Below are 24,308 nucleotides of genomic sequence, written 5' to 3' on the forward strand. Positions count from 1 at the left end.
CGGATCGTCAACCGGCCGGCATCAATGGTCAACCGACTGCCGGCAGACTGACACCAGCGCGCCCACCGATGCTTGGTGGGCCGCCAACGGGGGCCGTGGCGCGGCGCCCGCCGCGACAGCGGCGGGCGGCCGCCCGGTGCACCCCGTCACGCCTGAGGCCCCGGTCCCGCCACTTCCCCCCAGGATCGTCGGCGGGGCCGGTCAGGTCTTCTCCAGCAACTCCAGGACGACCCGCTCGGCCTCCTCGCGTGGCGCCCGCGGATCGACCGACGCCACCACCCCGTCGTGGTAGAGGTCCACGACCCGCGGATCCACGTAGGACGTCCGCGCCACCGTCGGGGTGTTGCCCAGCAGCTCGGCCACCTCACGCATCACCGCGACCACCGCCTTTCGGCGGGCGGTGACCGAGCGGGCCGGGCCTGCGGTGGCCAACTCGGTGGCGGCGAGCACTGTGGCGTGCCAGGTGCGGAAGTCCTTGGCGGTCATCTCCCCGCCACTGGCGTCCCGCAGGTAGCCGTTGACCTCGTCGCTGCGCACGTCGCGCCACTCCCGGCCGTCCCAGTAGCCGAACAGCCGGTCCGCCCACCGCCGACGACGGCGCAGATTGACCAGCACCTGGCACAACTCCGGGTCCTCGATCCGGCGCACCTGCTCGATGCCACCCTTCGCCGGAAACACGAAGACCACGCAACCTTTCCGGGAGCGGGCATGCTCGGGGCGCAGGGTGGACACCCCGTACGTCGGGTCGTCACCGGCCGCGTACTGGTCGCTGCCGACCCGGAACATCCCCATGTCCAGCAGCCGGGCCACCGTCGCCAGCACCCGGTCCCGGCCCAGCCCCCGGCCGTCCAGGTCACGCCCCACCCGCTCGCGCAGCACCGGCAGCCGGCGTGCCACCTCCAGCATGTGGTCGAACTTCGCCTCGTCCTGCTTCTCCCGCCACCGGGGGTGGTAGACGTACTGCTTGCGCCCCGCCGCGTCGATCCCGATCGCCTGGATGTGCCCGTTCGCGTGCGGCGAGATCCAGACGTTCTGCCAGGCCGGGGGGATGACCAGTTCCTTCAGCCGGGTCAGCACCTCCGGGTCCCGGACCGGATCGCCGGACGGGTCGACGAAGAGCCAGCCCCGCCCGCGCCGACGCCGCCCGTACCCCGGTCGACCCGGGTCGCTACGCCGCAACCGCACCGGAGACACGCACCAGCCTTTCCACCTCAGCCACGGCGGCCAGCACCTCGTCGAGACGCAGGGCGGCCATCGTCGGGTGGCTTCCTACCCCGTCCCACCTGGGCCAATCTCCCTCGCCGGCCCAGAGCACCCGGTGCCGGGGCCGGTCCGGAGGCGGCCCCCACCACGTCGGAGGCACCGGCCCGAAGAGGACGACCGACGCGGTGCCGTACGCGGTGGCCAGGTGGGCGACCCCGGTGTCCCCGCTGACCACCAACCGGGCGTGCGCCACCAGCGCGGCGAGCGCGCCGAGGTCGGTCCGGCCGGCCAGCACGGCGTCGGGCGGCAGGCCGGCCGCCTCGGCCACCCGTTCGGCCAGCGCCCGCTCGTCGGCCGAGCCGGTGAGCAGCACCCGGTGCCCCTGCTCGGTGAGCGCCCTGGCCAGCGCGGCGAACCGCTCGGCGGGCCACCGCTTGGCGGGAACCTTGCTGCCCGGATGCAGCACGGTGACACCCGTGGGCGACCCGGCCACCCCGGGCCGACGCAGGTCGAGATCGGATCGGTCGGCCGTGATGTCGTACCAGGACAGCAGCCGGCACCACCGGTCCACCTCGTGTTCGTCGGCGGACCACCGCGGACCGTCGGTGTGGCCGGCCTCCGGATTGGCGAAGGCGAGCAGCCGGCCGGGCCGGGTGGCCGCGAGCAACCGGTGCGACTGCGGGCCGCGCCCGTGCAGGTTGACCGCGACCTGCGGGGCCGCCGTGACCCGGACGGGCCGGTCCAGCCCGGCCGTGTCCACCAGCCGGTCGACGCCACCGACCAGATCGACCAGCGGGGCCAACCAGGCGGGAGCGGCGAGCGCCAACTCCCGGGACGGGTACGCGGCCCGCAGCGCCCGCAACACGGGCACCGCGGTGACCAGGTCGCCGACGCCGAGGGCGCGCAGCACGAGGATCACGGGTACGACGTCTCCTGCTCGGCGCAGACCACCAGCTCGCGAACCGCGCAGCCGGGCGGCTGGTTGAGGGCGAACATGACGGCGGCGGCGGTGTCGGCGGGATCGTTGAGGATCGCGTCCGGCCCCGGCTTGTACTGCGGGTCGCGCTCGTCGAAGAACGCGGTGCGCATCCCGCCCGGGATCAGCAGGGTGACACCGACCTGCCCGGCGAGCTCGGCGGCGAGGGCACGGGTGAAGCCGACCACGCCAAACTTGGCCGCGCAGTACGCGGTGGCGTCACTGACCGCCTTGACGCCCAGCGTGGAGGCGACCGTGACGATGCGCCCCCGAGACGTCAGCAGGAACGGCAGCGCCGCCCGGATCACCGCGGCAGTGGCCAGCAGGTCCACCGCGACGATCCGGTCCCAGGTCTCCCCCGGCACGTCGGCGAGTCGACCCGGCACGTCCGTGCCGGCCGCGGTGACCACCGCGTCCAGCCCGCCGGCCTGCTCGGCGAGGTGCTGGGTGGCCACCTCGGCGGCCCGCGTGTCGGCCAGGTCGCACTCGGTCCAGGACACCCCGTCGGCCGGCGGCTGCCGGTCGAGCACGATCGGTCGGCCACCGGAGGCGGCCACCGCCGCGACCACCGCCGCGCCGAGCCCGCTGGCGCCACCGGTGACCAGGACGGTGGGCCCGGCTCCGGGCCGCGTGGCGGTCATCGGACCCGCTCCGCGAGCGTACGGACGATCATGTCGGTGGTGGAACGACCGTCCAGGTAGGGCACCACGACCGTGTTCCCGCCCCACCTGCGCAGGACCTCCGCCTCCGGCAGGGTGGCTGCGGTGTCCCCACCGCCGGTGGCGTAGTCGCCGCCCTTGACCCAGACGTCCGGTCGTATCCAGGACAACGCCGCGTCCGGGGTCGGCTCGTCGAAGACGAGGACCGCGTCGACACAGCTCAGAGCGGCCAGCAGCCGACTGCGGTCACCCTCGGACATCACCGGCCGCTCCGGCCCCTTCAACCCGGTCACGCTGGCGTCGGAGTTCAGGCAGACGATCAGGCAGTCGCCGAGCTGCCGGGCAGCCTCCAGGGTGGCCACGTGCCCGGCGTGCAGCAGGTCGAAGCAACCACCGGTCGCCACCACCGTGCCGCCTGCGGCCCGTACCTCACCCAGGAGCGCGGCGACCGCCGCGACTCCGACCCGGTCGGCAACCGGGCTGACCACGCCGGCGTTCGTGCGGCCGACCCTCGTTGGTGCCTGCGGGGATCGCAACCCGGACTCCCTCCTCGCGTTCGCCGCCGGAAGCGCCGCGGCCACTCCTCCACCCGCCACGAACCGGGACGCCTCGGCGACCGCCACCTGCACCGCCTCGGAGACCAGGGCGCCCTGAGCCAACGCGAGGCTGGCGGCGGCCGCGAAGCGGTCCCCGGCGCCGCAGGTGTCCCCCTCGGCGCTGCCGGGGGTCGGCACCACCAGCGGCGTCGACCCGGCGTGGCAGAGCAGTGCGCCGTCACCGCCCAGCGTCACCGCGACCGCGCCGGCCCGCCAGCGCCGCCGGAGCCCCTGCGCACCGCGGGACGCGGTGGCCAGCCGGGAGGCGCCGGGCAGTGCGGGAACCAGCTCGCGCACCTCCGACTCGTTCGGGGTGGCCAGGTGGACGCCGGGCACCGCCGCCGGGCCGCGCGGATGGGGATCCCACACCACCGGCGCGCGGGTCGCGGCCAACGCGTCACGCAGCGCGGGTTGCCGGGCCACCCCCCGCCCGTAGTCGCTGACCAGCACCGCCGACGCCCCGGCGATCACCCGCAGCACCTCGTCGGAGGGCTGGCCCGGCTCCCCGGACGCGCCGCCGCGGTCGTGGCGCAGCAGCACCCGGCCCCGAGCCCGAAGCCGGATCTTCTCCGGCGTCGCACCGGAGAGGGCCAGGGGATACACCTGCACGCCCGCGGCGGCGAGCAGCGCGCTCAGTCGGGCCCCGCCGGCGTCGTCGGCGAGCGCGGTCACCAGCACCACCTCGGCGCCCTGCGCGGCGGCGAACACCGCCGCCAGGCCGGCGCCACCGGGTCGGTCGGTGGCCACGGTCTCGTCGAGCACCGGCACCGGTGAGTCCGGGCAGAGCCGGTTCACCACCCCTTCCACGTCCCGGTCGAGCAGGGTGTCGCCGAGCACCACCACGGGTCCTCTCACGCTTGCCTCCTCATCCTCACGCGTCGACCTGCTGTCCGGTCCCACCGTCGAGCACCACGTCGACCCCGGCGCGCACCGACCGGGCCGGGACCCGGCCCGCCGACGCGGGCTCCCCCGGGTCGCCGTGGACGGCCACCGGGTCGGCGGACGCGGCCAGGGCGGCGGGCAGTTCCTGTTCGAGGTACTCGCAGAGCAGATGGCTGGTCACGAGGTGCAGCTCCTGGACGACCTGGGTGTCGGGGGACGCGACAGCCAGCACCTCGTCGCAGGCGTCGGCGAGGGGATTGGGGGCCGCCCCGGTGAGCGCCCAGCTGGTAAGGCCGACCTCCCGGGCGGCCCGCGCCGCGGTGACCAGGTTGGCGCTGGTGCCGCTGGTGCTCAGCAGCAGCAGGACGTCACCGGGACGGCCGTGTGCGCGCACCTGGCGGGCGTAGACGTCGGTGTAGCCGTAGTCGTTGGCGATGGCGGTGAGCGCGCTCGTCTCGGCGTGCAGCGCGATCGCGGACAGCGGCTGCCGGTCGTGGTGGAGCTTGCCGACCAGCTCGGCGGTGAGGTGCTGGGCCTCGGCGGCACTGCCGCCGTTGCCGGCGACCAGCAGACGACCCCCGGCGGCCAGCCGGTGGGCCAGGTCCGCACCCCAGCGGGCCAACTGCGACTCACAGCCCCGGTACGACACCAGTGCCGCGGCGAGGTTCGTCAGATGGGTGTCGAGCAGGCTTCCCGTCGGCATCAGGCCACCACCCGGGTCGGACGGCGCACGGCGGCCACCTCGCTGTAGACCTCGACCAGCCGCTCGGCGGTGGCCGCCCACGAGTACCGCACCCGGGCCCGCTCGCGCGCCGCCGTCGCGTACGCGAAGCGCCTGATCCGGTCGTCGAGCAGCCCCTGGATCGCGGCGGCCAGCGCCTGCGGGTCGCGCGCCGGCACGAGGTCACCGGTCGTCCCGTCGACCACGGTGTCCCGGATGCCGCCGACGGCGGTGCCGACGACCGGAACGCCACAGGCCATCGCCTCCAGCGGGGTCAACCCGAAGGGCTCGTACCAGGGCGCGGCGACCAGCAGGTCCGCCGAGCGGTACCAGCGGCCCATCTCCTCCCGGGGCACCGCGCCGACCAGGTGCACCCGGTCGGCCACCCCGCACGACTCGGCCAGTGCCCGCAGCCGCCGGGCGTACGGGTCGGTCTCCAGCAGCCCTTCGGGCGGGCCGCCGACCACCAGGCACTCCGCGTCCGGGACCAGGGCCATCGCACGAACCACGGTCTGGAAGCCCTTGCGTTCGACCAGTCGGCCCACGGTCAGGATCCGGGCCCGACCCGGCTCGCGCTCGGCGGCCGGCCCGAGCGGGGCGAACGTGGCGAGGTTGACCCCGGAGGGCACGACGGTCATCCGGGACCGGGGCACGCCCATCCGGACCAGTTCGCCCACCTCGTCGCGGCACTGCGCGACGATCCGGTCCACCGAGCGGCCCAGCTCGCGCTCGTAGGACACCCGGCGGGCCGGGCTGGTGTCCTGCACACCCTGGTAGCGGCGCTTCACCGTGCCCAGCGCGTGGAACGTCTGCACCACCGGCACCCCGGTCTGCCGGCCGGCGGTCAGCGCCGCCAGGCCACTCATCCAGAAGTGCGCGTGGATCACCTCGGGCACCCAGTCCCCGCCCCGCCACCGCTCGATCAGCCAGGCACTGAACTCCCGCATGTGCGGCAGCAACGCGTCCTTGGCCACCGGCTCGGCCGGGCCGGCGGACACGTGCACCACGTCGTACCCGTCCGGGCTTCGCACGGTCACGGGCAGGTCGGGCGCGTCCCGGCGGGTGTAGACCCGTACCTCGTGCCCGGCGGCGGCGAGCGCGGCGGACAGCTCCGCGACGTGCGTGTTCTGGCCGCCGGCGTCCTCCCCTCCGAGGACGGCGAGCGGGCTGGCGTGCTCCGAGATCATCGCGATCCGCATACTTCCTCCTCCAGCAGCCGGTCCCAGTCAGCGAGGAAACGGTCGAGGCCGTACCTGTCGCGTGCGGCGGTTCGCGCCGCCGCGCCGGCCTGGCGCGCGGTCGCCGGTTCGGTGATGAACCGGCGGGCGGCGTCGAGCAGGGTGTCCGTCCGGGTGGCGAGGGCTCCCGCCTCCGGCGGCACCGCCGTCACCGCCTCGGTGGTGGCGAGCGCGACGACCGGCATACCGATCGCCATCGCCTCGATGAGGCTGAGCCCGAGCGAGGTCCACCGGCACAGGTGCAGGTACGCGCGCCGCCGCGCCAGCTCGGCGTGCATCCGGTGCTGGGGCACGTCGTCGTGGCTGATGAGCCGGTCGGCGGGCAGCCCGAGGTGGTCGGCCAGGCCGGCGACGCCCATGCCGAACACGTCCAGCGGCGCGATCTCGGCGAACCGGGGCAGCAGGTCAGTACCGGTGACCCGACCTCGCCGGATCGGCTCGTTGATCACCACGGCGAGCCGGTCGAGTTCGCCGGTGTAGGAGGCGTTGGGGGCGACGATGCCGTGGTCGACGACGGTGGTGCGGGTGGCGCCGGTGTCCCAGAAGATCTGGTTGAACCCGGTGACGTGGGCGATGAGCAGGTCGTCGCGGTCCGCCATCGGGTGGCGCGTGTTGGGCACGTCGCCCTTCGGGGTGTTGTGTTCGACGTAGATCGCGGGGAGGTCGCGGCCGGGGCGGCGGCGCAGCCACGCCTCGGCCCGGTCGATCTCCTCCGGCCGTTGCAGGATGACCAGGTCGACGTCGGCGCCCGGCAGATCCTCCGGGGTGACCTCGACCGCGCTGTCCGGCCAGGGGTAGGTGCGGGCCCGGCCGAGGCCGTAGGGGCCGCGGTCGGGTGTGGTGGGGATCAGATAGCGATGGCCGCCGTGCACGAACGACGTGGTCCACGAGCCGTGCACGTGCCAGAGCAGGATGTTCATCGGCCGCCACCACCACTGACGGCGAGCGTCCGCAGCGCGTCGACCACCTGGTCCGGGTCGATGCCGCTGAGGCAGGGGTGCCCGGGGACCGGGCAGCTGGCGGCCCGGGTGTCCCGGCAGGGCGCGGCGGCGTCGCCGAGCCGGACGGTGGGCACCCGGTAGGGCCCCCACTGACCGAACGGGACGGTCGGCGCGAAGAGACTCACCACCGGCACGCCGGCCGCGGCGGCCAGGTGCGCGGGCCCGGTGTTGCCGACCACGACCGCGCTGGCGTCCGCCACGATCCCGGCCAGCCCGGCCAGGTCGGTCCGCCCACCCAGGTCGGTGCCGCCGGCCGCCGCCACCCGGGCGGTGACGTCCCGCTCGTCGGAGCTGCCGGTGACCAGCACCCGGTGCCCGGCGGCGGTCAGCGCCCCGGCGATCCGGGTCGCCACCTCGGGTGGGCAGGCCCGGCTCGACGCGGCCGAGCCGGGGTGCAGCACCACGTATCCCGGGTCGCCGAGGTCGGACGGGCGCGGCGGCACGGCGTCGCGCCGGAGCCGGAGGACGGGTTCGTCGCCGTCGGGCAGCCGGTGGCCGGCGGCGGCGGCGAGGGAGAGGGCACGTTCCGGTTCCGGGACGCCCACCGGCACCCGGTGGCGGATGTCCAGCAGCGAGCCCGGGTAGTCGTCGCTGATCGCCGCTATCCGGCCGACACCCGCCATCCGCAGCAGCAGCGCCAGCGGCAGGGCGGACTGGTGGAACGAGGTGAACACCACCGCCTCGTCCGCGCCGAGCGCGCCCAGGCGGGCAGTGAGACTCCGCACCGCCTCCGGGTCGACCGGTCCCGGCGTGGGGTCGATCCAGGGCAGCGGGTGCTCGATGATCTCGTCGACGCCGGGCAGCAGGTCGGCGGCGGCGCGGCCACGCGGCCCGCACAGCAGCACCACCCGCTGCGCCCCGGCCGCGACCGCGCGGATCGCCGGCCCGGTGACCAGCACGTCCCCGGCCGAGTCCGACCGGACCACCAGTGCGGTGCGCACCGGGTCACCGGTCCGGGCCGCCGGCCGCACGGCCTGTTGGCGGCGCAGGATCTCGTCCACCGCCGCCGGCAGATCGGTGGCCACCCACCCGGCGGCCGCGATCTCCTCCGGTCGGGTCACCGGCGTCGGCACCAGCACCCCCGCCGCCCCGGCGGCGAGCGCGGCGGCGACGTCCCGGCCGATGTCACCCACCAGCACACATCGGGACGCGGTCGTGCCCAGTTCCCGCGCGGCGGCGTACACCAGGCCGGGCGCCGGCTTGCGGCAGTCGCAGCGGTCCTCGTCGTCGTGCGGGCAGACCAGCCACGCGTCGAAGCGACCCAGCAGCTCCTCGACGCGGGCGTGCACCGCCCGCATCTGTTCTTCGGTGAAGTAGCCCCGGGCGAGGCCCGACTGGTTCGTCACGACCGCCAGCCGCAGCCCGGCCGCCCGTAGCCGGTCCAGCGCCGCCCGCGCCCCCGGCACCGGCCGCACCTTCTCCGGGTCACCGTTGTACGGGACGTCCTCGATCAGCGTGCCGTCACGGTCCAGCAGCACCGCGTCGTACAGGACCGGTCGGGGGCTTTCGACAGTGCGACGGGACCTGGCGGAACGGGCGCGGTCAGCAGCGGCGTAAACCGTGGCTGACCTGCGCTGATACGGATCCTCCTGGTCCTGTCGCACAGCCGGCGGGTTCCCTGCGCCCCGAGGAGTAAACGTCGCCGTCGAGGGGGTGGACCAGCGCTGTCGGCGGTGCCCCGCGTCGGCCTTACCCGCCGCGCCGGAGAAGCTAACCCGCCTGCCGTTAGCCCGTGCCGGCCGGGGGTATGAAAGCCCAGTGGCGATTGTGGAGAAAGTGATCGACGCTCCCCCGCAGCAGGTGTTCGACGTGCTGGCCGACGGGTGGACGTACAGCGACTGGGTGGTCGGGACGGCACACGTACGCGACGTGGACGACGCCTGGCCACGGGTGGGCACACAACTGCACCACCGCGCGGGGCCGTGGCCCTTCTCGTTGCAGGACGCGTCGACGGTGCTGGTCTGTGAGCCGCCGCACCGGCTCGTGCTCAAGGCGGGTCTCTGGCCGGCCGGGGAGGCGATCGTGGCCTTCACGCTGGAGCCGGTCGGCGAGAACGCCACCCGGGTACGCCTCGGCGAGGACTTCGCCGCCGGCCCGCTGCGCCGGGTCCGCAACAAGGTCAACGACCTGGTGCTGCACCTGCGCAACCGGGAGACGCTGGACCGGCTCGCCGACATCGCCACCCGGCAGAAGGGGTGACCGTGACGCAGACCGTGGTGGTGACCGGGGCGAGCGCCGGCGCCGGTCGGGCCGTCGCCCACGCGTACGCGGCCCGGGGCGCCCGGGTCGCACTGCTGGCGCGGGGCGAGGCGGGCCTAGCCGCCGCCGAGCGGGAGTGCCGGCTGCGGGGCGCGACCGACGTGCGCGCGTACCGGGTCGACGTGGCCGACGCGGGCGCGGTGCAGCAGGCCGCCGACGACGTGGTGCACCGGTGGGGCGGCATCGACGTGTGGGTCAACAACGCCATGGCGTCGGTGTTCGCGCCGGCCTGGGAGATCCCGGCACGCGAGTTCCGCCGGGTCACCGAGGTCACCTACCTGGGCACGGTGCACGGCAGCCTGGCGGCACTGCGGCACATGCGGGCGCACGGGCGGGGCACGATCGTGCAGGTGGGCTCCGCGCTGGCCTACCGGGGGATTCCGTTGCAGTCGGCGTACTGCGCGAGCAAGCACGCCGTGCAGGGTTTCAACGACTCGTTACGCGCCGAGCTGCTGCACGACTGCCCGGGGGTGAAGCTGTCGATGGTGCAGCTGCCCGCCGTCAACACGCCGCAGTTCTCCTGGGTCCGCACCCGGCTGCCCCGGCATCCGCAGCCGGTGCCGCCGATCTTCACGCCGGAGCTGGCCGCCCGGGCGATTCTGTGGGCCGCCGACCGTGGCACCAGGGAGCTGAACGTGGGCGGCCCGACATGGCAGGCGCGGCTGGCCGACATCCTGTTCCCCGGCCTGCTCGACCGGAAGCTGGCCCGCGACGGTTACGAGAGCCAGCAGACCGACGAGAAGATCGATCCGGCCACCTGGCAGGACAATCTCGACCATCCCGGCGACGAGGACACGGATCGGGGCACGGCGGGCGTGTTCCAGGACCGGGCCCGCGACCGCTCGGCGGCGCTCTGGGTGGGCACCCACAAACCGGCACTGTCCGGCGTCGCGCTCGCCGCTGCGGGGCTGACCCTCGCGGCCGTGGCCCGTCGCTGGCGCTGAGGTGCTGGCCGGCGGCTGAGGCGAACCGGGGTGACCGAGCGCGGCAACGCCGGGACCGGCGGATCGAGGGCGGGGCCCTGCGGGTCGCCGTCGTCCGCAACGCCCGACAGGGGTGCCTCTTCAAACCGAATGTGACAACTGGATACCCTTTCCGGTGAACCCCCCTGTCCGCGAACCGAGGATGTCCCGCATGATCGAGCCTGTGCAGCTGCCGTCGCCGTGGCAGGACGCACGTCTGACCGTCGTCGTGCCCACCTACAACGAGGCGGGCAACCTGCCCACACTGGTGGAGCGGCTTGTCGCACTGCCGCTGCCCGGCCTGCGCATCCTCGTCGCCGACGACAACTCCCCCGACGGCACCGGCGACGTGGCCGACAAGCTGGCCATCGAGCATCCGGACCGCATCGAGGTCGTGCACCGTGCCGGCAAGGAGGGCCTTGGCCGCGCGTACGTGGACGGGATGACTCGCGCCATCGAGGGCGGCGCCGAGTACGTGGCGCAGATGGACGCCGACCTGTCGCACCCGCCGGAGGCTCTGCCGGGAATGCTGGGCGCGCTGCTCTCCACCCAGGCCAGCGTCGTGATCGGTTCCCGATACGTGCCCGGTGGCGAGCTGGACGAGAACTGGCCGCTGTACCGCCGGGCCCTCAGCGGCTGGGCGAACCTCTACGTGCACACCCTGCTGCGGGTCCGCATCCGGGACCTGACCGCCGGCTTCAAGATCTGGCGTGCCGACGCGCTTCGCGACATCGGTCTGAACCGGGTGCAGTCCAACGGCTACAGCTTCCAGGTGGAGATGCACTACCTCGCCACCAAGCTGGGGCACACCATCCTGGAGGTGCCGATCCGCTTCGAGGAGCGGCAGGAAGGTCTCTCCAAGATGACCACCGCGACCAAGGTGGAGAGCGCCCTGATGCCGTTCCGCCTGCGCAGCAAGCACCGCAACATCACCCGCTAACCCCCGCACCCCACCCCACCCCACCGCCTCCGCCCCACCCCACCCTCCGCCCCACCCCACCCGCGCCCGCCTCGGTGATCAAGAGATTTGCGTCATCCGCATCCCGGAATCTGACGCAAACTTCTTGATCACCGAGCGCGGGGGCGGTGGGGCGGGGGGCGGTGGGCAGGGGGCGGGTGGTCAGTCGGGATAGACGGCTCGGTGGGCTGTTGCGATGGCTGCGGCGTAGGCACGCCCGGTCAGTGCGCGGTCACGGGCCAACGCCGCGCGGGCGGCGTTCGCACCGGGCGCGCCGTGCACGCCGCCGCCGGGATGCGCCGAGGCGCTGGCCAGGAAGAGCCGGTCCACCGGGGTGTCCGCCCGGCCCAGGCCGGGGATCGGGCGCAGGAAGAGCTGCTGGTACGCGGCGGCGGTGCCACCGCCGAGGGTGCCACCGACCAGGCTCGGGTTGCCCTTCTCCAGGTCGGCCGGCCCGGCCACGTGCCGGCCGACGATGAGCTGCCGGAAACCCGGGGCCGCCTGCTCCAGCACGTCCTCCATGCGCTGCACGTGCCCGGCGACGTCCTCGGCCCGCCAGTCGCGGCGAAACGGCAGATGGGTGTACGACCAGAGCGACTCGGTGCCCGGCGGGGAGTGGCTCGGGTCAGCCACGGACATCTGCCCGACCAGCAGAAACGGGTCCCGGGGCAGCTCACCTCGGGCCAGCTCGCCCGCGTAGTGGGTCAGCCCGTCCAGGTCCGCGCCGAGGTGCACGGTGCCGGCCCCGGCCAGCTGCTGGTTCGTCCAGGGCATCGGCGCGGACAGCGCCCAGTCGACCTTGAGCGTCGAACCGTCCCAGCGGAAGTGCGCCAGGTCCTCCACCAGCCGCGACGGCAGGGCCGCCGCGCCGACGAGGTCGAGGTAGAGCGCTGGCGCCGGCACGTCGGCGAGTACGGCCCGTCGGGCCCGCCACAGCGCGCCGCCTCGCGTGCGTACCCCCATCGCCCGGCCCCGGGCGGTGAGCACCCGGTCGACGTGGGCGCCGTAGAGGATCGCGCCGCCGCGCTGCTCCAGCCGCGACACCAGCGCGTTGGTGATCTGCTGTGCACCGCCGGCGGGCACCGGCCAGCCGACCTGCTGGCCGAGCATGGCCAGCAACCAGCCGTACACCCCGGAGCCGGCCTCCTCCGGGGACAGGTCGGTGTGCAGGGCGCAGCCGGCCAGCAGGGCCGGCCCGCCGGGGCCGTCGAAGAGTTCGTCGCCGAGCTTGCGCACCGGCACCACCAGACGCCGGGCCAGCCGGAGCGCGCCGGCGACCCGCAGCTGGCGCAGCAGCCCCAGCCCTCCGCGGACCGGCGGGAACGGCGTGGTGATGGTCTCCAGCATCGGCTCGGCCACGTCGAGCCAGTCGGTGTACGCGTTGAGCCAGCGCTTGCCGTCACCCGGGGCGAACTGCTCCAGTGAGGCCGCCGTGACGTCCGGATCTCGGTTGATCACCGCGGCGCGGCCGTCCGGCAGTAGGTGCGCCAGCACGTCCGGTGAGTGCCGCCAGGACAGCCCCTGCTGACCCAGGTCCAGCCCGGCGAGCACCGGTGAGGCGTACCCCAGGGGGTAGAAGGAGCTGTAGAGGTCGCTCAGATAGCCGGGCGCGGTCACCTCGGCGGAGCGGACCGCGCCCCCGGGTGCCGAGGTGGCCTCCAACACCACCACCTCCCAGCCGGCGTCCGCCAGCAGGTTGGCCGCCACCAGGCCGTTGTGACCGGCACCGACGACGACAGCGTCCGCGCTCTGCGCGGCGGTGGTAGTCATCCGATCCGCCTACCCTGCGCACAACCGGGCGAAACGCGTTTGCCTCGCCGAGCCGGGGGCATCCACCGCCGCATGTACACGGTTGCGCAGTTGGTGGGTGGGGTGTGGGGCGCCGGCGGCGACGGCGGCGAACTGGTGGTGCGTGACCCGGCGGACGACTCGCCGGTCAGCACCGTGCCGGTGGCCACCGCCGACGAGGTGGGCAAGGCGACCCAGGCGGCCCGCAACGCGGCGGCCCAGTGGGCGGCGACCGCGCCGGCCGAGCGGGCGGCGGCGCTGCACCGGGCCGCGGACGCGGTGGCGGAGGCCACCGAGGAGCTGGCGGCGGCGGTCACCGCGGAGATGGGCAAGCCGTTGGCGGACGCCCGCGGCGGCGTCGAGGCGGGCATCGGCACCCTGCGACAGTACGCGGAGCTGGCCCCGCTGCGCGGCGGCAGGACGCTGAACGGCGACGCCGACGCGCTGGACTTCCTCACCCCGCAGCCGCGCGGTGTGGTCGCCGCGATCACCCCCTGGAACGACCCGGTGGCGGTTTCCTGCGGGCTGCTCGGCGCGGCCCTGGTGACCGGGAACGTGGTGCTCTACAAGCCGAGCGAGCGGGCGCCGGCGACAGGTTGGCTGTTGGCCCGCGCGCTGGACCAGGCCCTGCCGCCCGGTGTCCTGTCACTGCTCACCGGAGGCCCGGAGGTCGGTGCGGCGCTGGCGGCGCAGGACGTCGACGTGGTGGCGCACGTGGGCTCCACCGCGACCGGGCGGGCGATCGCCGCCGCCGCGGCCCGCACCGGCGCCAAGGTGCTCCTGGAGAACGGGGGCAGCGACCCGTTGATCGTCGACGCGGGCGTCGACCCGGAGTGGGCGGCCGGTCAGGCCGCGATGGGCGCGTTCGCCAACGCCGGGCAGATCTGTGTGGCGGTGGAGCGGATCTACGTGCACCGGGAGGTGGCCGGGGAGTTCGTGGCCGCGCTCGTGCGACACGCCGAGGCGCTGCGCGTCGGGCCGGGTCGGGACCCCGGCACCGAGCTGGGCCCGCTGGTCGACCGGCGGCACCGCGACCACGTGCACGGGCAGGTCGCGGCGGCGGTGGCGGCCGGCGCGCGGGCGATGGTCGGCGGTGAGATGCCGGACGGCCCGGGGGCGTTCTACCCGGCCACCGTCGTCACGGACTGCCGCCACGACATGCCACTGGTGCGGGAGGAGACATTCGGGCCGGTCGCTCCGGTGGTGGTCGTCGACTCGTTCGACGAGGCGCTGCGCTGCGCTGCGGACTCCCCGTACGGGCTGGCCGCCACGGTGCTGACCGCGTCGATGAGTCACGCGCAGCGGGCCTGGCGCGAGCTGCCGGTGGGCACCGTCAAGGTCAACGCGGTGTTCGGGGGGGCACCCGGTGGTGCCGCGCATCCGCGTCGCGCCAGTGGGCAGGGCTTCGGGTACGGCCCGGAACTGCTGGACGAGTTCACCGCCACGAAGGCGGTGCACATCGAGGCACCGGGCGGCGGGCACTGGTGAGAACGGTACGGACGGACGCAGGGGTGGTGCGTCCGCCCGTACCGTCGTCTGCTGCGGTCAGTCGCCGCGAGCCTTGCGGGTGGCCCGGTCGTTGGCCTTCTCGATGGCCTTGACCAGGTCCGGCTTGGTCATGCTGGACCGGCCGGGTACGTCCAGTTTGCGGGCCACCGACATCAGGTGGTCCTTGGTGGCGTTGGCGTCCACCCCACCGGCGGTGGGCGCTCGTCGTTCCGGCCCGCCACCGGCGGCCTGCTGGTCGCTCGGGCCCTTGCGGCCCTTCGGCTCCCAGTGGTCGCCCACCTTCTCGAACTGGTGCTTCACCGCGGCGAAGGCGGTGCGGTGCGACCGCTCCCCCTCGCCGTAGGTCTCGACCGCCGAGTCGTGCGTCTTCTCCCACGTGCGCTGCGCCTTGTCCGGGGAGCGCCGCAGCGTGCTGGGCAGGTCTTCGCGCCCGGGCATCTCGTCCTCCTCCGTGTCGAAAGGTTCTCTGAGACCGTTCCCCGGTGTCGCGGCGGCAAACCCTAGGCGTCGGCGCACGACGCCGGGCGGGTTTCTCGATTTCCCGATCGGGGTACCGGTGGCCAGGCCCGACCGGACGACCGGTCATCCGGTGGCCGGGGCGCAGGGAGCGGGCATGACGACCACGGAGCCCGGTACGACGCGCGAGGGCACACCCGACACGCCTGTTCCCCGCCGGATGCGGCAGTTGAGCTGGCGGACCTGGCGCGGGGTGCTGGTGCGCAGCGTGCAGAACTTCGTCAACGACAACTGCTCCGACTGGGCCGCCGCGCTGACCTACTACGGGGTCCTGGCGCTCTTTCCGTCCGCCATCGTGGTGGTGGCCCTGGTCGGTCTGGTCTCCAGTGGCGAGAAGACCGTCGACACCATCGTCGAACTGGCCAACCAGGTGGGCGCCGGGTCGGTGCTGAGCGATGGCGAGAACGGCGTGGTCGGGGTGATCCGCACCGTGGTGCTCGACCAGAGCAACCCCAAGTTGCTGCTGAGCTTCGGCCTGCTCGGTGCGCTGTGGTCCGCGTCGGGTTTCATCGGCGCGTTCACCCGGGCCTCCAACGCCGTCTACGGGGTGACCGAGGGCCGGCCGGTGTGGAAGCTGCGGCCCATACAGATCGGCCTGGCCGCGGTGACGCTGGTGCTGCTGGCGGTGGTCGCCCTCGGGTTGATCGTCAGTGGCCCGGTCACCGACGCGGTCGGCGATCTGATCAACGCCGGTGGTCTGGCGCGCACGGTGTGGAGCGTGGCGAAGTGGCCGGTGCTCGCCATGATCATGATGGCGCTGCTGTCCCTGCTGTTCTGGATCGCGCCGAACGTGCGCCAGCCCCGGTTCCGCTGGCTCACCCCGGGTGGCGCGGTGGCCCTGGTCTCCTGGGCGGTGGCCTCCTTCGGTTTCGGCCTCTACGTGGCCAACTTCGGCTCGTACAGCACCACCTACGGCAGCCTCGGAGCGGCCATCGCGTTCCTGGTCTGGCTCTACCTGTCCAACTCCGCGCTGATGCTGGGCGTGCAGATCAACGCCGAGGTGCAGCGCGGGCGGCAGTTGCAGGCCGGTGACGCGGACCCGGAGGAGCCGGTGCTGCCACCCCGGAAACCGGCCGACGACTGAGCCGGTTCGGCGCCGGCCGTCCGGTTCGGGGTCGGACCATGGGCCCGTTCGTGGCCCGGTGCCGGTTTAGCGGGCGGGGTGCCGGGTAGCGCAGAAGGCATGGAGCGTGGCAACAGCAAGCACGGACCGAGGATCGACGAACAGATGAGTCAGGAGGTCAGCGGCCTCGTGCAGGGGCCGGGGACCGGCGGCTCTCGGGTCGACGAGTCGCGGGTGCCGGAACCGGCTGGCGAGGACCAGCCGGAGACGACCACCGCCCCGGCCGGCGACCTGCGCACCGGCACCCCACAGGGGATGAGTTCCACGGACGTCGAGCAGCGCAGCCGGCTGGGCCGGTTCATCTCGATGAGCGCGCTGCCGGGCGACCGCCTGGTGCTCATCGCCAGCGCCCGCGAGAACGAGGCGCCGGACGACATCGTGGCGGCTCTGGAGCGGCTGCCCGAGGGCACCGTCTACCAGACGGTCTCCGAGGTGTGGGCCGCGCTCGGCAACAAGAACGAGACAACTCGCTGGTGACCGGATCACCCCCCGATCCGACAACCATTAGCGACTGAAGGAGGTTCTCTGATGAGTGGCGTAACCGAACATGTCGACGTTGCCGTGCCCGTACGCACCGCGTACGACCAGTGGACGCAGTTCGAGGAGTTCCCGCAGTTCATGGAGGGCGTGCAGGAGGTCCGGCAGCTCTCCGACACGATGACCCACTGGACGGTGGACATCGCCGGGGTGAAGCGTGAGTTCGACGCCGAGATCACCGAGCAGCTCCCCGACGAGCGGGTGGCCTGGCGCTCGACCGGCGGCACCCAGCAGGCCGGTGTGGTGACCTTCCACCGGCTCGACGAGGACAAGACCCGGGTCACCCTCCAGCTCGAGTTCGAGCCGCACGGCGTGGTCGAGCAGGCCGGTGACAAGCTCGGCATCGTCGACCGGCGCGCCAAGGGCGACCTGGAGCGGTTCAAGACCTTCATCGAGCGGCGCGGTCAGGAGACCGGCGCCTGGCGCGGGTCGGTGGACCGTCCGCAGCCGTGACCTGAGCAGTGACACCGATGGCCGCCAGGATCCTGGCGGCCATCGCCGTGTCCGAGCCTTGTCGCACGGCCCCGTTTGCGATCATCGCGCCCGGGTACCGCTGAAGACATGACCGACGACAACATCAGGGTGTGGCGGGACGAGGAACGGCTTCCGTTGGAAGAGCTGGAGAAGGCCGTGGCCGGCTCCAGCATCGACGGGCAGGCCGACGACGTGACCGGCAACGACGCGGGGGAAGAGGCGACGTTCGGCCACGGGCCGGCAGCGGACGACCGTTCGGGGCAGGCCCAGGGCAACAGCCGGGAGGACACCGACCCGGAGCGCCGTTACCGCCCGTCCACCACCGGGCGGACCGGCCCGGACGTCTGACCATCCCCGCCGGGCTGAGCGGGCACCGGCGATGCGGTGGGCCGACCGGTCGAGCGACGGGCGCCCCACTCGTACAGCACGACCAACGCCAGCGCGAGCACCAGCAGACCCGAGCCCAGCACCTGCACGGACGTGTTGCCGATCAGCACGCCGAGGCCGGCCGGAACGAGCGCGGCGCCGATGCCGGACGCGCCGATCTGCAGCCCGATGGCCCGGTCCGCGTGCGCCGCGCCGACCCGGTCGGCGGTGGTGAGGGTGAGCAGCGGAAACACCGGCGCGGCGGCGAACCCCACCACGACCAGGCCGAGCACCGCCAGCCCGGCCGGCCCGGGCACGGCGATCAGCGCCGCGCCCACGGCCATCCCGGCCAGGCTGGCGCGCAGCACCAGGCCAGCGCCCAACCGCTCGGCCACCAGCCCCTGCACGACCCGGCCGACGAAGAGACTGCCCCAGTACGCGGAGACGCAGCCGCCCGCCACCGCCGCGCTCAGCCCCCGCCCCTCGGTCAGCAGCAGGAACGCCCAGAGGCCGGCGGACACCTCGATGCCGACGTACAACACGAAGGCGACCGTCCCCGACCACACGGCCGGCAGTCGCAGCGTCGCCCGGACCGGGAGCCGGACGACGGTCGGCGTCTCGGCAGGTGTCGCGCCGGCCGCCTCGGTGCTGGCCGGCACGTCGCGGCGCCAGGCTCGCACGGTGAGCGCGAACGCGACGGCGAGGACGAGTTGGACGACGGCCACGATGCCGTAGCCCCAGCGCCAGGCCAGGCCGGCGCTCAGCACCCCGGTCATGATCAGCGGACCGATCGCCACGCCCAGGCCGAAGAAGGCGTGCAGCCAGTTCATGTGCCGCGGCCCGAACTCGGCGGCGGCGTACGCGTTGAGCCCGGAGTCGACAGCGCCGGATCCGAGCCCGAGCAGCAGCGCACAGCCCACCAGCACGGCCAGTGCGGGGCTCACGGAGAAGCCGACCAGCGCCAGGCTGGCCAGCAGGGTGCTCCCGGCCAGCAGCGCGCCCACGCCGACCCGGGCCAGCGTGAAGCCGGCCAGGACGCTGGAGGTGAGATAGCCGATGGTGCCGGCGGTCAGCACCAGGCCGACCGCCTCGGTCGGGACACCGAAGTCGCCCCGGATCGACGTCCAGCCGACGCCGAGCAGGCTGTCGGGCAGGCCGAGGCTGACGAACGCGAGGTAGGACAGCAGGAGCAGCGCGGCACGGGGGCGTGGGGGCGTGGTGGACACGAGGCACCATCCTGCCGCAGGCGCACCCTAGCGCGGTCAGCACCCAAACGCCCCCTGCGGTAAGAAGTCGTGTCCGGACGGTCGAGAAAACGGACAGCTCATCCAGAATCGGCCGATCGGAGGACGGCAAGTGGGTTCGTTCGCGTAAGAATTTCGGGATGCATCAAGGCTCCGGAATCCTCTCCACGCGTCAGCGCCGGCTCGCCTGGCTCGGCTTCATGCTCGCCGCGCTGCAGGCACCCGTGTCCGCCTGGCTCGTCGCCGACGAGTCGTGGCTGTTCAGCCTCTGCGTCGCGCTGATGGTGGCCACCGTGATCATCGCCGACGACGCGGCGCGGCGACGCCCCGCCAACGCGACGGACTAGCCTAGCTAGCCGCCGCTGGCCGGTCGGGCCTCGTGCCCCGGCCGGCCCCTACTGCGGCGGCGTTCCTTCATCTCCGCCTCGTAGAGGTGGCGTCGCCCGCCCACCAACTCGTCACGGGCCTGCTGGTCCAGCTCGCGGAACAGCGCGTGGTAACCGTCGTCGAAGTCCTCGACGATCTGGAACGTCCACCGCCCGGCGATGACGTTACGACCCCGCAACTCGGTACCGATCCGCTCGGCGAGCTGCTGATGCCCGGCGGCGCGGAACTGCTCCACCGCGTCGTCGAGCATCAGGTCCGCGTGGCCGATCAGCTGGTGCAGGGAGTACAGGTGCCCCCGGGCCCGCTCCACGCACTCCAGCGCCTCGCTGAGCTTGCCGAGCGCGGCGATCGTCTCGTCGCTCACCCCAACTGGCCGCCGGTGCTGCTCGTCCGGTCCGTCCGCCTGCTGTCCCATCCGTGCCTCCGTGCCGTCTGCCGTCACCTGCGGGTGTTCTCCTGCTGCCCCGTCTGTGCCGGATCAACCCCCGAGGTCAGCACCGGTCACCCAGTGGCGCAGCCGACATCCGCCGAGCGGCCGAGGTCGACCCGGTCACCGGTCGGTTAGCCTCGGTCACCATGCGTGTGCCGTTCAACCGGGTCGCCCCCCGTACCGCCGTCGACTCGGCGCGGTCCACCCTGGCCGCCCTCACCGTCTCCATCGGCACTGTCGGGCTGACCGCCGCCGCCTCGCGACCGGGGCTGCTGGCCCTCGTCGACCAGCACGCGGCCGCCGTCCGGGACAGCCTCGACGGGGACCGCCAACCGCTGACCGCCGCGACGCTGGCCGGCTACGCCGAGGGGGTCCGCGCGGCTGCCCTGGAGCACGGGTGGATGCCGCCGGGTGGGCCGGTGGACTGGAGCCAGCCGGAATGGCTGCTCACCCGGCTGCTCGCGGTCTGCGCGCTGGCCCGCTCGCTCGACGGGGCCTGACGCGCGGGGAGGGCACCCCGCGTCGTCCGCGGAACACCCTCCCCACCCGCCGTGCCGTTGTGCAACCGTTACGAGCGGTACTGCTGGGCTTCGTCCACCCGAGGCATGGCCTGGGTGCGGTCGCCCCCGCGGTCGGCCATCTGCCGCTCCACGTCGCTCCGCCCGGCCGACGCGGCCTGACGTTGCTGCTGCACCGCCCGAGCCTCCTGGGCCGCCCGGTCCAGCCAGCCGTCCCAGCGTTTCTGCATCGGCTTCACGAGGCCGCCGCCGACACCGACGATCAGGATGCCGGCCACCGTGGCGAGCACCGCGATCAGCACCGGAGTCGTCACCGTGGTGGCGATACCCACCTGGTTCAGCGCGGCGATCACGCCGAGAGCGATGATGAAGATCGCCGTCAGGTCGGCCAGGACCTTGCCGTACGAGAGCCCTCCCAGCGCCCCGGTGACCAGATCCCGGACGGCGTTGGCAATCGCAGCCGCCACCACCACGATGACGATCGCGATGAACGCACGTGGCAGCCAGGACACCACGCCGCTGATCAGGTCACTGATCGCGTTGGGCCCCCAGACTCCGAAGGCGAACTGCAGCGTGAACAGCAGTACGGCGTAGTACGCCAGTCTGGCCAGGATGTCGCTGGCGTCGTACTTCGTTCTCTCCAGGGCCCGTTTGATGCCGCCACGTTCGACCGCCTGGTCGAAGTGCACCCGTTCCAGCACCGTATCCACGATCTTGAGGACGGCTCTGGCGATGAGCCAGCCGACCACGAGGATGACGATGAAGGCCACTGCCTTCGGGATGAAGAGCAGCACCGACCTCCAGGTGTCGGCGATGGCATCGCCGATGTCGGCCTGCCGGACCGCGAGGGTTTTCAGCATGATGTCCCTCCTGTCGCATGGACTGCGCCGGGCGCATACCCGGCAACCGGTGCCGCAGTCCGCGCGGAGCGCGGCGTTTTTTGCGACAAGCCGCCGAACAGGGCCCCTGAACTGCCCGAACGACCACCGTGACCGGGTCGGCGACGGCCCACGGCCATGATCGGATGCCTTTTCCGGTCGGCCGACTAGGCTGCGGACATGCCAGGAACGGTCGGGCGAGTCCCCATGCCAGCAACGCCGGGCCCGGGCGCACCCACCGGCTCCGGTGCGGCCGCTGCCGTGCTCGCCCACGACTGGGCCGGCACCCCGCTGGGCCCACCCGAGAGGTGGGACACGGCGATCCGGGCCGTGGTCGAGCTGATCCTCGCCTCACCGATGCCGATGGCCCTGGCGTACGGCGACGACCTCGTCCTGCTCTACAACGCCGGCTACGCCGAGTTGCTGGGCAGCAAACACCCGAGCGCCCTCGGCCGTCCGGCGGCCGAGGTGTTCGCGGAGATCTGGGCGCTGCCCGGTGTCGGTGAGGTGATCGAGCGCAGCTACCGGCAGGGCGTGCCGTTCCTGGAGAAGGAGTCCACCCTGCCGCTGGTCCGGGGGCACTCCCCAACCGTGGAGCAGGCGGTCTTCACCCGGGGCTACTCGCCGGTGCGCGACAGCGCCGGACAGATCGTCGGCGTGTTGACGGTCGCGGCCGAGACCACCCACGTCACCGAGCAGTTGCAGAGCCTCAGCGAGGTGGCCGCGGCGCTCGCCGGCACGCTCACCCTCGACGACGTTGCCCGGGTCACGCTGCGCTACGCGATCACCACGTTCGACCCCGACCAGGTCTCGTTCGCGGTCGACGAGGGCGGCGGCGGTTGGCGCATGGTGCGCCGGGTCCGCGGTGAGTTGCTCGATGAGGCCGACGAGCGACTTCCCCCGCTCTGGCGACGCGCTCCGGCGGACTGGTCGGCGCCGGTGGTGCAGGCGGCACGCTCCGGCGGCCCGTCGTTCGTCCGGGACGGGCAACCGCTGCGGGAGACCGCGGTGGACCGCCACGACCAGAAGCTCCGCTCGATGGCGGCCCTGCCCCTGGGCACCTCGGTGGTGCACGGCGGGCTGGCGGTCGGCTACCAGGTCCCGCACACGTGGTCGCCCGCCGAGCGGGCACTGCTGGCCGCCTCGGCCGAGCTGATCGGCCAGGCCGCGGAGCGGGCCCGCCGCTTCGAGACCCAGCACGGCACGGCCCAACTGTTGCAGCGCAGCATGTTGCCGGAGCACCTGCCCGACCTGCCCCGGCTGCGGATCGCGGCCCGTTACGACCCGGGGGTCGACGGCAACGCGGCCGGCGGCGACTTCTACGACGCGTTCCTGCTGCCCGACGGCACGCTGGGCGTGGTGCTGGGCGACGTCGCCGGGCACGACGTGCAGGCCGCCGCCCGGATGGGGCAGGTCCGGGCCGCGCTGCGCGCGCTGGCCCTGGCCGACCCGGCGCCGGGCGCGGTGCTGGCCGGGCTGGACCGGCTGGTGACCAGCCTGGGCGTGGAGGCCGGCACCCACGAGCTGTTCGTCACCGTCGTGTTCGGGGTGATCGACGCGGAGCGGCGGGAGCTGACCCTGGCCAGCGCCGGCCATCCCGCGCCGCTCATCCGCCGCGGCGACCCGGAGGGCCGTTCCCACGCCGAGTACGTCGACGTTGCGGCTGGGCCCCCGCTGGGTCTGGGCGGCCGGCCGGGCACCACGACTGTCGAGTTCCGCCCGGGCGACACCCTGCTGCTGTTCAGCGACGGGGTGGTGGAACGTCGCCGGCAGAGCCTGACCGCCGGGCTGGCCACCCTCAGTGACGCCGTCGCGAAGGCCGGCAGTGGCGACCCGCGGGCCCTCTGCGCGGTGGCCACCGCCGCGGTGCCGGGCGGCACCGAGGACGACGTGGCCGTGCTGGCGGTCGAGCACGCGCTCAAACCGAGTCGCTCGGCGAGCATGGAGGTGCCCGCGGAGCCGACCGCGCCCAGCCGGGTCCGGCACTGGCTGACCGGCCAGCTCACCGAGTGGCAGGTGCCCGAGTCGGTGATCGGGGCGGCGGTGCTGTGCACCAGTGAGCTGACGACCAACGCGCTGCTGCACGCCGGCACCGCCGCCCGGGTGGAGATCGACCTCAGCGCCGAGCGGCTGCTCGTCTCGGTCGCCGATTCCGGCACCCGGGGCACCGTGACCCGGGCCCGCACCGACACGTTGAGCAGTCGTGGGCGCGGTCTCGGCCTGATCGAGGAGCTCAGCGACGCCTGGGGCACCGACCCGTCGGTCCGCGGCTCCACGGTCTGGTTCGAGATTCTCACGCCGCCAACCGCGCATCCCTGAGACACCCGAAGGGTAGGAGGTCGCCATGCGTACCGACGAGCCCGCCGGAGTCCTCTTCGACGTCGACGGCACCCTGGTCGACACCACCTACCTGCACACCGTGTGCTGGTGGGAGGCGCTGCGTCAGACTGACCAGCCGGTGCCGATGGCGATGGTGCACCGCTCGATCGGGATGGGTTCCGACAAACTCCTGGATCACCTGCTCGGCCCGGAGCGGGACCGCGACGCCGACACGAAGCTGCGCGACGCGCACGACACCCTGTACGCCGAGTACTGGGAACGGCTCACGCCGCTGCCCGGGGCTGTGGACCTGCTGCGCGCGTGTGCCGAGCGTGGGCTACGGGTGGTGCTCGCCACCTCCGCCTCGGAGTCGGAGGTCGACGCGCTCCTTCGGGCACTGGGCGCCGACGACGTGATCGACACGGTCACCTCCTCGGCGGACGCGAAGCAGAGCAAGCCCGCACCGGACATCCTGGTCGCCGCGTTGGAGCAGTCCGGGTTGGCCGCCGAGCGGGTGGTCTTCGTCGGCGACTCGGTGTGGGACGTCGTCGCGGCGGGGGCGGTCCACATCCCCTGTGTGGGGTTGACCTGCGGCGGCACCAGCCGAGGGGAGCTGGCCGGCGCCGGCGCGGTGGCGGTGTACGACGACCCGGCCGCCCTGCTGGGCGAGTTGGCGAACTCGCCGCTCACCCGACCACGGTGAGGATCAATCGGGTTCGCCCACCCGTCCGCGCATAGCGAACGGCCCTGCGGGGCATGGTCTG

General features: G+C 73.6%; 25 protein-coding genes. 12 read left to right on the forward strand and 13 right to left on the reverse strand.

Annotated features, from left to right (window positions below; all coding sequences use genetic code 11):
• Nucleotides 1-201: 201 nt before the first annotated feature.
• From LADH09A_RS16455 to LADH09A_RS16490, 8 genes are read right to left on the reverse strand one after another with little or no spacing between them, the layout of a single operon-like run.
• On the reverse strand, nucleotides 202-1,185 hold the full coding sequence (locus tag LADH09A_RS16455; protein ID WP_238646113.1) for a DNA topoisomerase IB: 984 nt from the start codon (nucleotides 1,183-1,185) through the stop codon (nucleotides 202-204).
• Nucleotides 1,169-2,122 carry a glycosyltransferase family 9 protein gene (locus tag LADH09A_RS16460; protein ID WP_238646114.1) on the reverse strand — a complete coding sequence of 318 codons (954 nt, stop codon included), beginning with the start codon at nucleotides 2,120-2,122 and terminating at the stop codon, nucleotides 1,169-1,171. Before LADH09A_RS16460 ends, LADH09A_RS16455 begins: the two co-directional genes overlap by 17 nt.
• A complete protein-coding gene (locus LADH09A_RS16465) occupies nucleotides 2,119-2,820 on the reverse strand; it encodes an SDR family oxidoreductase (protein WP_099852115.1) in 702 nt (233 codons plus the stop codon). Before LADH09A_RS16465 ends, LADH09A_RS16460 begins: the two co-directional genes overlap by 4 nt.
• Entirely contained in the window at nucleotides 2,817-4,289 is a 1,473-nt protein-coding gene (locus LADH09A_RS16470) for a PfkB family carbohydrate kinase (protein ID WP_238646115.1), read from the reverse strand. The genes LADH09A_RS16465 and LADH09A_RS16470 overlap by 4 nt, the downstream gene beginning before the upstream one ends.
• Before the next feature lie 16 nt (nucleotides 4,290-4,305).
• Nucleotides 4,306-5,022 carry a D-sedoheptulose-7-phosphate isomerase gene (locus LADH09A_RS16475; RefSeq protein ID WP_238646244.1) on the reverse strand — a complete coding sequence of 239 codons (717 nt, stop codon included), beginning with the start codon at nucleotides 5,020-5,022 and terminating at the stop codon, nucleotides 4,306-4,308.
• The gene (locus tag LADH09A_RS16480; RefSeq protein WP_238646117.1) at nucleotides 5,019-6,236 is read right to left on the reverse strand and encodes a glycosyltransferase; all 1,218 of its coding nucleotides are present in this window, start codon (nucleotides 6,234-6,236) and stop codon (nucleotides 5,019-5,021) included. The genes LADH09A_RS16475 and LADH09A_RS16480 overlap by 4 nt, the downstream gene beginning before the upstream one ends.
• Nucleotides 6,221-7,195 (reverse strand): glycosyltransferase, encoded by a 975-nt coding sequence (locus tag LADH09A_RS16485; protein ID WP_238646119.1) that lies wholly within the window; start codon nucleotides 7,193-7,195, stop codon nucleotides 6,221-6,223. Before LADH09A_RS16485 ends, LADH09A_RS16480 begins: the two co-directional genes overlap by 16 nt.
• The gene (locus tag LADH09A_RS16490; protein WP_372492290.1) at nucleotides 7,192-8,880 is read right to left on the reverse strand and encodes an HAD-IIIA family hydrolase; all 1,689 of its coding nucleotides are present in this window, start codon (nucleotides 8,878-8,880) and stop codon (nucleotides 7,192-7,194) included. Before LADH09A_RS16490 ends, LADH09A_RS16485 begins: the two co-directional genes overlap by 4 nt.
• Nucleotides 8,881-9,034: 154 nt before the next feature.
• On the opposite strand from LADH09A_RS16490, the gene LADH09A_RS16495 reads away from it, so the two are divergent.
• The 3 genes from LADH09A_RS16495 (at nucleotide 9,035) to LADH09A_RS16505 (ending at nucleotide 11,437) form a co-directional block, all read left to right on the forward strand.
• Nucleotides 9,035-9,475 (forward strand): SRPBCC family protein, encoded by a 441-nt coding sequence (locus LADH09A_RS16495; protein ID WP_238646121.1) that lies wholly within the window; start codon nucleotides 9,035-9,037, stop codon nucleotides 9,473-9,475.
• Between the two features lie 2 nt (nucleotides 9,476-9,477).
• Nucleotides 9,478-10,479 (forward strand): SDR family oxidoreductase, encoded by a 1,002-nt coding sequence (locus LADH09A_RS16500; protein WP_238646122.1) that lies wholly within the window; start codon nucleotides 9,478-9,480, stop codon nucleotides 10,477-10,479.
• A gap of 190 nt (nucleotides 10,480-10,669) precedes the next feature.
• Complete coding sequence (locus LADH09A_RS16505) at nucleotides 10,670-11,437, forward strand: polyprenol monophosphomannose synthase (protein ID WP_238646123.1); 768 nt, start codon at nucleotides 10,670-10,672, stop codon at nucleotides 11,435-11,437.
• 180 nt (nucleotides 11,438-11,617) lie between these two features.
• On the opposite strand, the gene LADH09A_RS16510 is transcribed toward LADH09A_RS16505, so the two are convergent.
• On the reverse strand, nucleotides 11,618-13,225 hold the full coding sequence (locus LADH09A_RS16510; RefSeq protein WP_238646125.1) for a phytoene desaturase family protein: 1,608 nt from the start codon (nucleotides 13,223-13,225) through the stop codon (nucleotides 11,618-11,620).
• 72 nt (nucleotides 13,226-13,297) lie between these two features.
• Between LADH09A_RS16510 and LADH09A_RS16515 the strand changes: the two genes are divergently transcribed.
• Complete coding sequence (locus tag LADH09A_RS16515) at nucleotides 13,298-14,731, forward strand: aldehyde dehydrogenase family protein (protein ID WP_238646127.1); 1,434 nt, start codon at nucleotides 13,298-13,300, stop codon at nucleotides 14,729-14,731.
• Between the two features lie 57 nt (nucleotides 14,732-14,788).
• Here LADH09A_RS16515 and LADH09A_RS16520 read toward each other — a convergent pair whose 3' ends face one another.
• Nucleotides 14,789-15,190 (reverse strand): ChaB family protein, encoded by a 402-nt coding sequence (locus LADH09A_RS16520; RefSeq protein WP_238646129.1) that lies wholly within the window; start codon nucleotides 15,188-15,190, stop codon nucleotides 14,789-14,791.
• 175 nt (nucleotides 15,191-15,365) lie between these two features.
• Between LADH09A_RS16520 and LADH09A_RS16525 the strand changes: the two genes are divergently transcribed.
• From LADH09A_RS16525 to LADH09A_RS16540, 4 genes are all read left to right on the forward strand, one after another.
• Nucleotides 15,366-16,352, forward strand: a complete 987-nt coding sequence (locus tag LADH09A_RS16525; protein ID WP_238646131.1) for a YihY/virulence factor BrkB family protein — start codon at nucleotides 15,366-15,368, stop codon at nucleotides 16,350-16,352.
• A gap of 99 nt (nucleotides 16,353-16,451) precedes the next feature.
• Nucleotides 16,452-16,868, forward strand: coding sequence for a DUF2795 domain-containing protein (locus LADH09A_RS16530; protein ID WP_088947320.1), 417 nt, complete (start codon nucleotides 16,452-16,454; stop codon nucleotides 16,866-16,868).
• A 51-nt stretch (nucleotides 16,869-16,919) separates the two neighbouring features.
• A complete protein-coding gene (locus LADH09A_RS16535; protein WP_088947319.1) occupies nucleotides 16,920-17,381 on the forward strand; it encodes an SRPBCC family protein in 462 nt (153 codons plus the stop codon).
• Nucleotides 17,382-17,489: 108 nt separating this feature from the next.
• The gene (locus tag LADH09A_RS16540) at nucleotides 17,490-17,750 is read left to right on the forward strand and encodes a hypothetical protein (protein WP_238646132.1); all 261 of its coding nucleotides are present in this window, start codon (nucleotides 17,490-17,492) and stop codon (nucleotides 17,748-17,750) included.
• Here LADH09A_RS16540 and LADH09A_RS16545 read toward each other — a convergent pair.
• Nucleotides 17,708-18,994, reverse strand: coding sequence for an MFS transporter (locus LADH09A_RS16545; protein WP_238646133.1), 1,287 nt, complete (start codon nucleotides 18,992-18,994; stop codon nucleotides 17,708-17,710). The two genes, LADH09A_RS16540 and LADH09A_RS16545, sit on opposite strands and share 43 nt — an antisense overlap.
• 158 nt (nucleotides 18,995-19,152) lie before the next feature.
• On the opposite strand from LADH09A_RS16545, the gene LADH09A_RS16550 reads away from it, so the two are divergent.
• Nucleotides 19,153-19,359, forward strand: coding sequence for a hypothetical protein (locus tag LADH09A_RS16550; RefSeq protein ID WP_238646134.1), 207 nt, complete (start codon nucleotides 19,153-19,155; stop codon nucleotides 19,357-19,359).
• Nucleotides 19,360-19,364: 5 nt separating this feature from the next.
• On the opposite strand, the gene LADH09A_RS16555 is transcribed toward LADH09A_RS16550, so the two are convergent.
• Nucleotides 19,365-19,814, reverse strand: a complete 450-nt coding sequence (locus LADH09A_RS16555; RefSeq protein WP_238646135.1) for a hypothetical protein — start codon at nucleotides 19,812-19,814, stop codon at nucleotides 19,365-19,367.
• 161 nt (nucleotides 19,815-19,975) lie between these two features.
• On the opposite strand from LADH09A_RS16555, the gene LADH09A_RS16560 reads away from it, so the two are divergent.
• A complete protein-coding gene (locus tag LADH09A_RS16560; protein WP_238646136.1) occupies nucleotides 19,976-20,329 on the forward strand; it encodes a DUF6401 family natural product biosynthesis protein in 354 nt (117 codons plus the stop codon).
• Between the two features lie 68 nt (nucleotides 20,330-20,397).
• On the opposite strand, the gene LADH09A_RS16565 is transcribed toward LADH09A_RS16560, so the two are convergent.
• Nucleotides 20,398-21,207: a mechanosensitive ion channel family protein gene (locus LADH09A_RS16565; RefSeq protein ID WP_238646138.1), complete on the reverse strand. Its 810-nt coding sequence runs from the start codon at nucleotides 21,205-21,207 to the stop codon at nucleotides 20,398-20,400.
• A 198-nt stretch (nucleotides 21,208-21,405) separates the two neighbouring features.
• Here LADH09A_RS16565 and LADH09A_RS16570 point away from each other — a divergent pair, with 198 nt between their 5' ends.
• Both LADH09A_RS16570 and LADH09A_RS16575 read left to right on the forward strand, forming a co-directional pair.
• Nucleotides 21,406-23,544, forward strand: coding sequence for an ATP-binding SpoIIE family protein phosphatase (locus tag LADH09A_RS16570; RefSeq protein WP_372492291.1), 2,139 nt, complete (start codon nucleotides 21,406-21,408; stop codon nucleotides 23,542-23,544).
• A 25-nt stretch (nucleotides 23,545-23,569) separates the two neighbouring features.
• Complete coding sequence (locus LADH09A_RS16575; protein ID WP_238646140.1) at nucleotides 23,570-24,247, forward strand: HAD family hydrolase; 678 nt, start codon at nucleotides 23,570-23,572, stop codon at nucleotides 24,245-24,247.
• The last annotated feature ends 61 nt before the right edge of the window (nucleotides 24,248-24,308 follow it).

It is taken from the genome of Micromonospora cabrerizensis, from assembly GCF_022230955.1.
Classification (GTDB): domain Bacteria; phylum Actinomycetota; class Actinomycetes; order Mycobacteriales; family Micromonosporaceae; genus Micromonospora; species Micromonospora cabrerizensis.